Annotated in this window: 13 protein-coding genes; all 13 read left to right on the plus strand. The window is 48.5% G+C overall.

Translation table 11 applies throughout. The features are described 5' to 3' along the window. The first annotated feature begins 128 nt into the window (after positions 1-128). Genes H9L42_RS00275 through H9L42_RS00335 form a run of 13 tightly spaced genes read left to right on the plus strand, consistent with a single transcriptional unit; the run spans position 129 to position 13,232 of the window. Complete coding sequence (locus H9L42_RS00275) at positions 129-296, plus strand: hypothetical protein (protein WP_187301467.1); 168 nt, start codon at positions 129-131, stop codon at positions 294-296. After that, complete coding sequence (locus H9L42_RS00280) at positions 296-538, plus strand: hypothetical protein (RefSeq protein WP_187301468.1); 243 nt, start codon at positions 296-298, stop codon at positions 536-538. Before H9L42_RS00275 ends, H9L42_RS00280 begins: the two co-directional genes overlap by 1 nt. Continuing rightward, positions 535-1,506: a hypothetical protein gene (locus H9L42_RS00285; protein WP_187301469.1), complete on the plus strand. Its 972-nt coding sequence runs from the start codon at positions 535-537 to the stop codon at positions 1,504-1,506. Before H9L42_RS00280 ends, H9L42_RS00285 begins: the two co-directional genes overlap by 4 nt. Before the next feature lie 57 nt (positions 1,507-1,563). Continuing rightward, a complete protein-coding gene (locus H9L42_RS00290; RefSeq protein ID WP_187301470.1) occupies positions 1,564-1,791 on the plus strand; it encodes a hypothetical protein in 228 nt (75 codons plus the stop codon). Between the two features lie 19 nt (positions 1,792-1,810). Further along, the gene (locus tag H9L42_RS00295; protein ID WP_187301471.1) at positions 1,811-2,662 is read left to right on the plus strand and encodes a hypothetical protein; all 852 of its coding nucleotides are present in this window, start codon (positions 1,811-1,813) and stop codon (positions 2,660-2,662) included. After that, positions 2,659-3,693 (plus strand): AAA family ATPase, encoded by a 1,035-nt coding sequence (locus H9L42_RS00300; protein ID WP_187301472.1) that lies wholly within the window; start codon positions 2,659-2,661, stop codon positions 3,691-3,693. The genes H9L42_RS00295 and H9L42_RS00300 overlap by 4 nt, the downstream gene beginning before the upstream one ends. Before the next feature lie 3 nt (positions 3,694-3,696). Then, complete coding sequence (locus tag H9L42_RS00305; protein ID WP_187301473.1) at positions 3,697-6,258, plus strand: type IV secretory system conjugative DNA transfer family protein; 2,562 nt, start codon at positions 3,697-3,699, stop codon at positions 6,256-6,258. Then, entirely contained in the window at positions 6,255-8,012 is a 1,758-nt protein-coding gene (locus H9L42_RS00310; protein ID WP_187301474.1) for a pLS20_p028 family conjugation system transmembrane protein, read from the plus strand. The genes H9L42_RS00305 and H9L42_RS00310 overlap by 4 nt, the downstream gene beginning before the upstream one ends. Then, positions 8,005-8,340, plus strand: coding sequence for a DUF5592 family protein (locus H9L42_RS00315; protein WP_187301475.1), 336 nt, complete (start codon positions 8,005-8,007; stop codon positions 8,338-8,340). Before H9L42_RS00310 ends, H9L42_RS00315 begins: the two co-directional genes overlap by 8 nt. Then, positions 8,318-10,828, plus strand: coding sequence for a VirB4 family type IV secretion system protein (locus H9L42_RS00320; protein WP_187301476.1), 2,511 nt, complete (start codon positions 8,318-8,320; stop codon positions 10,826-10,828). Before H9L42_RS00315 ends, H9L42_RS00320 begins: the two co-directional genes overlap by 23 nt. Beyond that, positions 10,828-11,895, plus strand: coding sequence for a peptidoglycan DD-metalloendopeptidase family protein (locus H9L42_RS00325; protein ID WP_187301477.1), 1,068 nt, complete (start codon positions 10,828-10,830; stop codon positions 11,893-11,895). Before H9L42_RS00320 ends, H9L42_RS00325 begins: the two co-directional genes overlap by 1 nt. A 13-nt stretch (positions 11,896-11,908) precedes the next feature. Continuing rightward, entirely contained in the window at positions 11,909-12,367 is a 459-nt protein-coding gene (locus H9L42_RS00330) for a hypothetical protein (protein WP_187301478.1), read from the plus strand. Between the two features lie 19 nt (positions 12,368-12,386). Next, entirely contained in the window at positions 12,387-13,232 is an 846-nt protein-coding gene (locus H9L42_RS00335; RefSeq protein WP_187301479.1) for a hypothetical protein, read from the plus strand. Positions 13,233-13,238 lie beyond the last annotated feature (6 nt).

The raw sequence follows: 13,238 nt of genomic DNA on the forward strand, positions 1-13,238 counted from the left end.
CCGATTAGAACCGCTACAAATGAGGTGGCTGTTTTTTTTTGGTAATTTGCGACGAGAAAGGAGGCGCGATGTTTCAAAAGCGACAAGAGAAAAAGAAGATCAAACAGGAATTCTGGGAAAGCAGAAAAATGGAAAAGGAAATTTACAAGGAAGAGAAAAGCGGAAGTCCGGCTGGGAACCGATCCTGCGAAAGAATCGCTGATCTACCGGAATCAACGGAAAGTCGAAAAGATCCTATTGGTTTTGCTGACAGGAATGTTCCTATTTTTGGCAAAACGAAAGGAGAGAAATCGTGATGTCCGATCAAACCGATAATTTGCTCTATCGCCTGGTTTACGAAATCCCAGGCTGTGAGCAAATCTGTGAACTACGGCTGCTGTATGCGAAAAAAGCTCTGCAGCTGCTGAAACGAAAAAACGATCGATATTGCACCCTATATGGAGCGGACGCGATTCAGGACGTCGCCGCCTATATAAAAGAACCACCAGACAGCCATCTGGCTGTATCTTGTGAAAAAGGAGAATCATGCAGAAAATGAAACAAATCCGAATCCTGCTCGCTGTGTGTCTGCTTGTCGTAACCACGACAACGACCGTATCCGCAGCAGAGCAGCCCCTTCAAAAAGAATATACCTTTACGTCGGAGACCGCAAATTTTTCCTATCCGGCAAAGAAGAAGCTGAAAGAAGAGGGGGAGAGCTATACCCTGAAGGGAATCCAGTATGAAATTCTGGAAGAAACGGAAGTTTATCAATCCCGAAAAGAAACCTATTCGGGACTGTCCGAGAAACAGGTTCCTTTGAAACGGAACTATCGGATCGATGGAAGAGAGGTAATCCTGCGCGCAGATGCGGAGGATGTGACCTATTCCGAGAACACCGAAACCTGGACTCAGACGCTGACTGGAAGAACAAGCCGCCCACAGTTTGCACAGACAAGAGCGGTAAGCATAGATGGAAAGACATATGAAGCAACTTTGATGGGAACCAGTCAGGAAGATGCCCCGAAACCATATACAGCAACCGTGCGGTTCTCCGGCAGCCCGGATGCGGACTTTTATCTGGACTGGGGAAAGAAACGGAAAAAACTGACCTTGAAGCAGAAACAGCAAGAGATCGGTCCTGCCTGGAATGGTTACCAGGAAGATATTGCTTCCTATCTGGATTTACCGGAAGGAAGCACCGTTGGGAGCGGCAGATGGAGCAGCGGCTGGCAGGAGGAGAACGGGAGGAGCGTACGCTATGCGACCTTTACCGGAACACGGCCTGCGGCCAATTATACGGCGATTTATCAATACACCACATATGATGCGGCCGTTACCTACCATAATGACGCAGAGCCAGGGGATCGTCTCTATCAGGTAAAAGCGATCTGCTCCTATGAAAAAGAAACCAGCTTGCTGGATACCCTGCTTCACATTGGAGCCGGCGTTCTGGTTCTGGCCCTGCTGGTTAGCGGAATTTTATTGCTTTTACGGAAAAAGCGAAGGGAAACACAAGAAGGATAAAGAGTGATGGCAGGAGCCATCGTTTGGATTAGAAGAATTGAGAGGAGAACGGAAAACATGCAGCAGTTTATGACATCATTATATAACCTGATTACCGCCTGGCAGCCATTTATTTGGATTATTGCGGTGATTGTGTTGGTTGGGGATGGGATTATGATTATGCTTCCCTTTCAGGACGTGAAAGATAAGGGAAAGCGAGCCCTACCGGGCGTCGTTATTGGGGTAGGAATTGCTCTGGGCGCCGTTGTGATTGCAAAAGAAATCAGCGGCGCGTTCGCGTTCTGATCGGAGAAAGGAGCCTTATATGAAGCAAAAGGAACAAGAGAATAAAGTCTTTATCGCAATGAACAAAGCCTTTGTAAAGGTTCATCTTCCGTCAAAGAACGGGGAGCGGACCTATAACCGGGCGATCCTGCCAAATGGAACAACCATTGACGGAACCGATCGGGGAGGGTTTGTCTTTTATCCCCTGTATGTGAATGAAGCGGCCAGTAATCCCAATCTGTACCGGATGCCATTTCTGAAAGATCGTATGGTGCAGCTGCATCGGGGCGATCAAATGGTGGAGGTCACACCGGAGGCGCTGCGGGATGCCTTAAACGCGCGGCACCAGCAATATTTAAGAGAACGTACCCAACAACAGGAAGGGAGAGAATCGGTTAAAAAAGAAGAACCAACGTTTGATTGGGAGAACAAATCTTTTTCGGAATATGTCCGGGAATTCACAATCGAAAAACTGGAAACGCTTGAGTCGGGGTCGGAAATTATGTGTTTTAATGACGAGCTTACGGAGAAGCTGATCGAATATGATCGAGCCCTGGGAAGCATCAGTTCGAATCCGGAAGAGTCCATGCAATTCATTGCGCGGCATTTTATGGAAGCGAAAAAGACCCATGACTGGCTCAAAGAGAGAGAAGAACTCCCGGTGCCGGATATCAACCCCTTTGATGATCCGGAACAATTCCACCTTGCGATGGTGGAAAAAGGCATGGAGGAACTGTTACAGGAAAGTGAATTTATGCAGTCGCATGGGGAGGAGCGGATGTGTCTGGATAAGGCGACACTGAAACGGTTAAAACAGGATCTGGAACCAAAAGGGAAGGGCCGATCGTTTGAAAAAAGAAAAGAAACGGAACAGGAGATGGAGCTGCCATGAAAGAACAACCGATACAAACGGTAGTCGTCAATGCTTTTGGAGGACCCGGGGCCGGAAAGACGACCAGCTGCTGGGAAATCGCCAGTGAATTGAAAAAAGCCGGTTACTGTGTGGAATATGTTTCCGAATACGCGAAAGAATTGGTCTGGGAGGGACAGATGGAGCTGCTGGACGGAAGTCTCGCCCACCAGCAGCAACTGTTTTGCGAACAGCAGAACCGGCAGGAGCGCCTGATGGGCAAGGTGGATCTCATTGTGACCGACGCACCCCTTCCACAGAATCTGCTTTATTGCAGAGAGCATCCACCTGCTTTTTATCAGGATATGGTGCTGAATGCTTTTCAGGCACATACCAATTTTAACTATCTGATGGAACGGGATCTTTCCCAGCCTTTTGAAGAACGGGGCCGCATCCATACGCTGGCGGAGAGCCAGCAAAAGGATACGCAGATCAAGCAGTTTTTACAGGAATCCGGGATCTATTATGGCACCTATTCCCATCAAACGGTAACCACCCTGGTACAGAATATTCAGGCCATGTTTGAGCGGGTCAATCAGATGGAATATGACTGGGAGCATCAGGATTTTGATACCTATCTCAAAACCTATGTCAAGGAGAATCTGGAGCAGCTGGAGGGTCAGACCATGAAGGCGCTGGATGTGTTTGGAAGCATCCTGCAGGAGGAACTGCGTCTGCCCAGTGTCAGCTGTAACCCGGAAGAATCCCGGCGTTTTATCCGTAAGTTTTCCAAAGAAGCGGAAGCGACGATTGCCTGGAGCAAAGAACTGTTTGAAAACCCATGGAAGGGCTGTGATCCGGAGAAACAACCGGAGCTCCTGCATTCTTTGATGCTGCAAAGAGGGGTCGATGAATTGCTAGATCAAAGCAAGACCCTTTGTGATCATTACTTTGATACCATTACCCTGGACAAACCCATGCTGCAGACCCTGCAGCGGGAAATGGGAATTACCGCACCGAACTCCATGGAGAAGGTACGGAGACGGGAACGAGATTGGGATTTGGAGGTGTAAGAAATGCGATGTGAGAATCAGAATGAAACCATGCCGCTGAACCGGTTTCTCGCAAAGGGCTGGGTGATACCGGCTCTTTTGCTTAGTCTGGATCTGGGGATTCTGCTTGGATGCAACTATATCATCAATAGCCTATACCAACTGAAAGCCTATTCCCAGGATACGGAGCATCCTTTCACTTACTTTGGGCCGCAGAACCTGTGGTTTCATCTGGATCAGGGGCAGGGGGTGCTGCCGTATCTGTATCTGGTTATATTAGGGATGCTGCTCGTTCTCGATGCCTGTCTTGCTTATCAGATTCGTGTTTCCTTTTCGGAAAAGACGATTAACCATGGACAGAAAGGAACCCGGCGCTGGACTACGATTCCGGAAATCCGGCAGCAGTATAAGGAAATTCCCATGAAAGATACGTTCTATCCGGGGAAGCCAGGGCTGCTGGTTTCCCGGTACAAGAATTTCTTATATATCGATGACATTCCCAGCAACAACCTGTATTTGGGTGTCACACGAAGCGGGAAAGGAGAAATGTACGTCATCTCTGCCATTGACATTTGCTCCCGCGCGAAACGGATCGAGGATCGTCCTTCGCTTATCATCAACGATCCGAAGCTGGAGTTATTTAAAATGAGTAAACGGACGTTAGAGAAGCGGGGCTATCTCGTTCATCTTCTCAACCTGGATGATCCCCTGCACTCTATGGGATATAACCCGATGTTTTTGGTGATTGCGCATTATAAGGCGGGGAGAAAAGAGAACGCGAAACAGGCGGCTCGTTCCTTTGCCTTTTCGGTCTTTCATACGGAGGAAAGTACAGGTGGACAAGATCCGGTCTGGAGAGACACCGCAACGGATCTGTTTACGGCCCTGATGGTAGCCGTCGCATCGGACTGCATCGAAGACGATCAGAAGCTGGATGTGGAGCGCAGAAGGGTCTTTGCGCAGAAAGTCCAGGCATATCAGAACCTTTCCAAAGAGGAGCAGGAAGTCGCGATCCGGTTCTATCAGGAGCGGAAACGGCAGTGGAAAAAACGCGTAAATCGAGATGAACTGGATCTGGAAGTAGAACCGGTACTGGACGCACAGGTTCACTGGATTCCGGATACCGAAGATTATGAACCGCTGGCCTTTTATGAGCGCCAGGCAAACTGCTATTCCTGCCTGAATTTTTTCCGGGAGCTGTGTGACCGGGCGAAAAGCAAAGCCGGTGAAAACGAAGAAGCCTTTGAAAAGGAAGCAAAGACGGCTCTGGACGAGTATTTCAATTCCCGTGGAAAGCTGGATTACGCGGCGGCGCTGTACAGTACCATTAAAAACACCGGAGATCGAACAAAAGGGAGCGTATTTATGTCCATGCAGTCGGCTCTGGGAATTTTTTCTCTGGATTCCATCGCGCAGCTTACCGCAGAAAATACGATTGATTTTCGGGAGATTGGCTATGGAGAAAAGCCAGTTGCAATCTTCATGGGAAGTGCTGCAGAAGATCGAAGCAATCACTTCCTGATTTCCACCTTTATCAGTCAGATGAATCAGTATCTGAGCCAGCTTACCAAAGAACCTGGAGCAACCGGCAGGTTGAAACGAAACGTACGGTTTCTAATTGATGAAGCCGGACAGCTTCCGAAGATCGAAAATCTGTCTGGATTTGTAACAGCCAGTCTGGGGCTGGGATTATCGTTTGATTTTTGGATTCAGAGTTATGAACAGTTCCGAGCCAAATACCAGGAAGAGGCAAAGACGATTGAGAAAAACTGTATGAACCAGATCTACATTAAAACTATGAATGATGGCAGCGCGGAAGAATACTCGGAAATGCTGGGAAAGCAAACGGTGATTGAACTGCAGCGAACCGGTGGAAAATTTGATTTAAAGAAAAGCTATATGGAAACGCCGACGGAAAAGCCGCTGATGTTTCCGGAAGAGCTGGCAATGTTAAAAGAAGGTGAAAGCGTCCTGCTCCGTGGGATTAAGCGAACCGATAACATCGGATGTTCGATTGAGGGGTATCCGATTATCAATGAGTATGCGGATCCGCCTGGAATGTTACGAAAAACCGGGTTTTTCTTTTTTGTCTTATATAAACGCCTTTTCTTGCGAGACAAATACTGGCTGCAAAAAGAAGAACGCTATGTGCGTTTCTCCGAGGAGCTTCGTCTGCAGCTGGACTGGAACCGGAGAAAGCGCGGAACGGCGCTGATGTATCGGAATCAGTATTTAAAAGATACCTTCCCAGATCCGGATACCATCCACCTGCAGGATGTGAATGACGAAAGCAGAGAACATATCCACTTTGAACGCAGGGTTTATGATCCGGAGCGGGTACTGCAGCAGCTGAAACAGTCGAAAGGAACGGTCGTTTCACAAATGCAGCAATCCCAGTATTACGCGAAAATTCATCGGATTTTGCAGCAGGAAGCCGGTATGGACTACGAGCGGCGGTACGCGCTTTCCGGAACGCAGGCGCCGGAACAGTTCCTGCGACAGGTGAAAACCATTCCGGTACTATCACCACGGGGAAGAAAAGAAATTGAACAAAAAATCACAAAAGAATTAAGGAGGAGCCAATGACCGATACACAGCTGGAAACCTTTTTTTTAAACAACAGCGATTATTTCATTTCCAACTCCATTATGGGGAATGTCGTTCGCTGGATCGGCTGGTTGATTTTAAAAGGACTGGTATGGATCGCGGATCAATGCCAGTCCTTATATGATATTTCGTTTGGACTGGTGGATTTCACATCCTGGGGAACGTTGAACTCCTATATCCGCCAGTTTCAGCCGTTGTTTGTCGTGCTGATGGTGGTGTCGCTGTTTGCGTTAGGGATTCTTCTCATCACGACCCATGAGAAAAAGCCGAAGTTTCTGATCAATCTTTGCATCGCCTGTTTATGCGTGACCAGCTCTACGGTGATCTTTCAGCAGATGAACACGATTGTGCAGGATATTAAAACCGGCATTGAATCGGTGAAAGTCAGCGGACAGCCCTTTGACGGCGTATACGATATTGTCAGCAATAACCTGATTGATTTGCTCTATATGGATCAGAAGGTGGGAATGAAAAACCTGAATTTTTCCGATCCGGATCAAAAAATCTATCATCCGCAAATTTCGGAAAAAAACTTCTGGATGATCGATTATACCGAAGTGATGAATTACAAGTCGGATTACGAGTTTCATAAAGACGGAGAAGCGAAGACCATTTTACAGAAAAAACTGGTGCCGCTCTCGGAGGAAACCGGACTGGATCAGTATCAAATCCGGAACGTGTACAACGGGTTCGGCTGGAACAGTGACGGAGATGCAGATGCCTTTAATGAGTTCTATTTCCGTTACAAGTTCGATTTCTTTCTCTCCTATTTAGAACTAGCTGCGATTATCATTTTGTACGTCGCTATGAGTTATAAATGTGTACGGGTGGTCTGGGAGCTTGCAGTTTCCCGGCTGCTTGCCACCTTATATTCCGCGGAGCTTTCCGGTGGTGAAAAGATTGGAAAAATCCTGACCTTTATTCGGGACAGTTATATTTTGCTTTTAATGACAACCCTTTGTATCCGTTTTTTCTATCTGTTCGCGGCTTTCATACAATCCAAAACGGAAAGCGCCTTTGTACAGGGCGTTTTAATTTTGTTTGTTGCCTTTTGCGTCATTGACGGGCCGAACCTGGTGGAAAAACTGCTGGGTATGGATGCAGGTCTGAAAAGTTCGACTGCTCGTATGATGGCAGCCTATACGATGGCAAAAGGTGCCGTTCATACCGCAACCGCTCCGGCTCGTATGGCAGGAAATGTTCTGATGCAGGAGCATCGCGCGTCCCGCTGGGCCCAGGCTGCACAGCAGCGTGCCCAGTCCATGGAAGAATCGCCCGATGGGGCCGGTGAATCCGTGCATCCCGGTGCGGAAGGAATGGGGGATGCGACATCCGAAGAGCGGCAGGAACACGGTATGGACGATCCGGCACAGCAGTCGGAAGGTGGAAACCTGGGCGCGGAATCCGGACAGGGGCAGCACCCGGATCCCCAATCCGATCCAGACGCGTATTCCTTTATGCAGGAAGATCGGAGTGCATCGGAAGGAGATTTGAGTTCCACGCAAACAGTGGGGGAACATCCGGCAGAAACGGCAGGAAGTTTTTCCGCAGATCCGCAGGGAGAAGAAACCGGAAGTGGGCATCCGATGCAGAATTCGACGGTTCAGACGGACCTGGAAGGCTCGCGTCCGGATCGGACAAGAACGGGAACAAGTCCAAGTCTTACTGAGAGTAAGGTTAATCACCAGGAGCTGATCCGAGATTTAAAGAACGGGGAGGATACGAATGAATGAGAAACCAAGCCGCGTGGTCAAAGAGCTGGAATCGAAGCCAACGGTGACAGGAAAACTCTGGGTGACAGACGTCTTCTTTGTCATCTTTTATATGGCCCTTGCCTTTGCGCTGATGGGTGCGGTCCATAGCATGTTAAAGCCGTTTTATCTGCTGTTTTCTCTTGGCATGTCTATTTTTTTGACTGCAAGAAGCACCGTCAATCGAAGGCGTAGGAACTATGAAAGTCTGTTCTTATTGATTAAGCGCGATACGGCCGTCTATCACAGTCTCTGCATTGAAGAAGAAAGGAGGAAGCTGCAGGAAGATGAAGCATATTTGGAAGAATAACGGAGAAAGGCAAAGGAAGAAAAAGCGACAGGAGGTCCGAAAAAACGTGCTGAATGTATTTCCGATTCGGCGCTATGATTCCGATCTGGATTGTTACGTTTTATCGGATGGAAGCTACCTGGATCTGATTGCGATTCAGAGTAAAGATCTCGTCAACGCGCCGGAGGACGACATTCAATTCGACTGTGGACAGCTGACACGGTTCCTGAATCTGTATGCGGATGATTTGAAGCTGATTTCTATGAATTTTCCGGTCAATACTTCGGTCAATCAGGCGTTTTTAAAGGCAAAAATGGAGCAGACCAATCACCCGCGGGAGCGGGCCTGGCTGCAGCTTTCCATTTCCGAATTACAGAAGCTTGACCGCCATACCAGTAAAAAAGAATTTTTTCTGATGTATTTTGCAGATTCTGCAGATACGCTGGACAACCATCGGAATACGATTATCGCAGCACTTCAGACCGGACGGGATGGACTGGTTCAGTTTCTTTCTGCAGAAAAGAAGCACCAGATTTTGTTTAAAATGAACAATATGAATACGCCGATTCGGGGGCGAAAGAACCTTTCCGAGGCGCCATCACGAAAATGGGGAAGGGGAGAGCTGCAGGCGGAAGAACAGGATCTGCAGCTGCTTTCCCGGATTCAGCCCCAGGGCGGCATCACGTTTTCCGAACTTGGTGTGATCAAGACCGGAGACGGGTATGTAAAAATCCTGCACATCTACGAGCTGCCGGATTCTCTGGGGCGATTCTGGCTGCGAAAGCTTTGTAATATAGAGGGAGCCATTACCACGATTGATATTCATACCGAGGATACCGCGGAAATGAAGCAGACCATCAACAAGTCTCTGAGCGAGCAGCTCAGCAGGCAGCGGAATTCCAAAAACTTTGCAGAAGCTTACGACGCCAGTAAACGGAGAGAAGAACTGGCCCAGCTGTACCAGGAGCTGGACAGCATGGGGGATACCATGAAACGAGTGCATTTTCGGATTATCCTATCCGATCCGGTTCTGGTTCACCTGGAGGAGCGGTATGCGAAGCTGGAAAAAGAACTGTATGCGGATTCTTACGCCGCAACCGTGATGCTCAATGAGGAAAAACGAGAGTGGCAGTCGCTATACCAGCCCTACCGGGTGCAGCATCAGCAGCCTTTTTATGTCGATGCGCACCCGTTGAATGCCTCTCTGATTGCAAAAGGCAATCCCTTTCATTTTTCCGATTTACAGGATGAGTTTGGCACGTTCCTGGGATGGACGCCCTGCAACGGGAATGTAATTTTTGATGAATTCGCTAAGAGTAACACTCGAAAACACTATAATTCCGTGGCCATTGGAGATATGTCTGCCGGAAAATCCACTTTGTTAAAGAAGCGGCTGGTCGCGCGCGCGGCGCGAAAAGATTTTGTCCGGACCTTTGATGTCAGCGGAGAATTTTCGATGATTACCGAAGATTTTGGCGGAAAGGTGATCCGATGCGATGGGAAGGAAGGGATGCTGAATCCCCTGGAGATTCTACAGGCCGGAGAGGATGAACGGATCAGTTTCACCCGGCACATTGCCAAGCTTACCACCTTTTACCGCTGTCACGTTCCAGACGCGTCGGACTCCGAATTGATTGATCTGCAGAATCTGCTGCGCCGGTTCTATCGGTCCCTCGGACTGGTGCCGGAACTGCGGGAGCGGATTACCGGACTTTCCGCCAGGGAGTATCCGATTTTTTCGGATCTGCGACGCTTTATCGAGACGGAAATCCGGGAAACGGTCGTGGAAGAATCGGAAGGGCTGAAGCAGGTTATGCTGGAAACGGAACTGAAGAGCCTGATGAAAATCCAGAAGACCATTACCAATATTACCGACAATTACGGCCATATATTCAATGGCCATACCTCGATTGACAATATCATCGACCAGCGAGTTGTGACATTTGATATCTCTACGATTAAAGATCTGGGCAGTGCCGTGTTTGACTCGCAGCTCTTTAACATGTTGTCGCTCTGTTGGGATAACTGTGTGGCAAATGGAAGCATTATGAAAGAAAAAGAAGAAACCGGAGCCATTTCCTTTGAGGATGTCGTCCGGTTTTTAATTTTGATTGATGAAAGCCATCGATGGATCAATACGAAAAAACCGCATTTGCTGGATTTAATTACCGTTTACATGCGAGAAGCGCGAAAATACTTCGGTGGAATTATGCTGGCGTCGCAATCCATCCGAGACTATGTACCGGAGGGGAAAGAATCCGAGCATATTGACAAGCTGAAAACCGTCTTTGAACTGACCCAATATAAGTTTCTGATGCATCAGAGCAGCAATGCGCTGCCTCTTTTAGACAGCGCCTTTAACAATGTGCTGACTTATTATCAGCGGGCGGAAATCCCGAAACTTGGAATGGGCGATGTCATTTTAGCCATTGAAGGAGAACGGAATTTGAAGCTGCATGTCTATCTGGACGAAGTGAATGAAAAGCCCAAATTTAAAGGGGGCGTATAATGAAAGCGCAAGTCGTAAAGGTGGCAGGCAGCCTTTTTCTTACCGCCCTCCTGGCGCTTTCTATCATTGGAGCGGTGGTTGCCTCTCTCGCGGCGGCTGCTTCCGGAAGCGGGGATTCGGTGTCGCTTGATGAGTCTCTTCTGAAAGGGCTGCCAAAACCCCTGACAAAGGAAATGGTGATCGGCGCAATCCAGTCGCAGGATCAATATGGGGTTCCCGTAGCCCTGACGCTTGCGCAAATTATTCTGGAGAGCAGCGGGAATAAACCGGGCGGCCTGTCTTCGCTTGCTTATGAGTGTAATAATCTTTTTGGAATGAAAGGAGAAGGGCCCGCCGGTTCGAAGACCTATTATACGGGTGAGCAGCACGCGGATGGCAGCTCCTATGTTGTGGCCGCGAAATTCCGGGTCTACCACAATGTGCAGGAAAGTATTGAGGATCATGCGAAACTTCTGATTACGCCCCGCTATAAAGCACATACCGCCGGAAAAACAACCAGCGATGAATGGGCGGTTGCGATCTGGAAAGCCGGATACGCAACGGATACCCAGTACCCAGAAAAACTGAAAGCGCTGATGAAGCGTTACGATCTCTATCGATTTGATCAGATGACCCTGGAAGAAGCAGAACATTTCGGAGAAGGAGACGGAAACGCAACCGGAACCCTGCAGTGGCCACTGGCCATAAAAGGGACCATTACAAGCTATTTTGGGCCGCGAAGTGCGCCAGTTCCAGGCGCCAGTACCTTTCATCAGGGGATTGACATTGCCGCTCCATCCGGAACGGCCGTGTTAGCGGCGGATGGTGGAACGGTCATTTCCGCCGAATTCAACCGCGCAATGGGAAATAACATCTATATCGATCATCACAATGGAACCAAAACCCGTTATTGTCATCTGCGACCCGGAGACGGAATGCTGGTGAAAGCAGGACAGAAAGTCAGCAAGGGGCAAAAAATCGGGAAAGTGGGAACGACTGGAACCTCAAGCGGAAATCATCTGGATTTTAAGGTGCAGTCCAAGGGAACGTACGTCGATCCCCTGAACTATGTGAAGCAACCGAAATAGAAAAGGAGCGGACATGAAAAAACAAACATGGAAGAAACAGCAGTGGCTGGGAATCAGCCTTCTGCTTGCGGCTGTCCTGGTAATCGGGATGGCCATTTATACCGGGAAGGGGCAGCAAGCCCCTTCTCAGACCGAAGGTACCACGACGGAAACCGAGCTGCCTCTTGCCAATGACGCAAGTGACGTGGATCCGAAACAGGCGGCCAAAAAAATGAACCTTCAAATTCAAATGGAGCCGGAAACCAAAAAGCGTGTCCCGGATCTGCAGGAACTGAAAGAGGAGTTAACAGACTATCTGATTCAGGAGGATTTTTATACGGATGTTACAAGAGCCATCAGTACAAATGTCGTCACGGATGACTACAACCAGCAGATTCGGATTTTCAGCTTTACTCTGAACAATCCGGATCAGACGCCGCTGGATGCGGTGTATGATCGGCAAACCGGCACCTATACCTTTACCTATTATTGAGTGAGGAAGGAGAAATCGAATGTGGAAAAATCGAAAGATGAAAGAAGTTCTGTTGCTGCAAAATAAACAAAAGCTGGAGCAGTACCAGGCCCGATTTCTGCATGTGTGCCTGTTTGTTTTAGTAGGCGGTTATTTGTTTTTCTTTTCTTCTCCATTCTGGATGCCCCCGGATTATTCGGGAGTGACGGCAAGCAGAATCGGGGAAGAACAGCAGGCGGAAAATCGGACGATCCGGCTGATGAAATGGGATTATTGTGAAACACAACAGAACATGGAGGTGATTCTGGAAATTGACAGTCAGGCGATTGATGGAATCGAACATTATACCTACCGCGTGATGGAGCGGAATCAGGGGATGGTGACCGCAACCCCTGTAATTGAGCGAGCGGATCTGGTTGTTCTGCACCTGGAAAACCTTCCGCGTAAATGGGCGGAACTATCTCTGCAGATGAGGTTGCCGGAGTCCAAGGCATCCGCGATGAATGAATCCGGAGAACTGGGGAGATTTTATACGACCAGAAAAGCTGTCCATAGAGTGAAAAAAATAGAAGAGCAGGCGCCGCGGCAATATGAACGAGAAGTGATTGAACAAACGATTCAAATTCATGTGCAGGAAATCCAAAGCTGTGAACAAAGGATTGCAGCGGAGAAACAGACGATTTCGGAAGCGGAAGAGACCATTCGGGATCTGCGAAGTGAATTAAAATTTGAAACAGAAACCGAACAACTTGAAACGCAGGAACAGATTCACAGCGTAGAAGCGGAAGAGCAGGCCGCGCGGGAACGGATCCAGGAGCAGGAACAAACGATCCGGGAGCTGCAGGAACAAAACCGACTGCTAAAAGAGAAAGAAAAGACCATTTAAAAGGGA

This window comes from Zhenpiania hominis, from assembly GCF_014333425.1.
Taxonomy (GTDB): domain Bacteria; phylum Bacillota; class Clostridia; order Peptostreptococcales; family Anaerovoracaceae; genus Hominibacterium; species Hominibacterium hominis.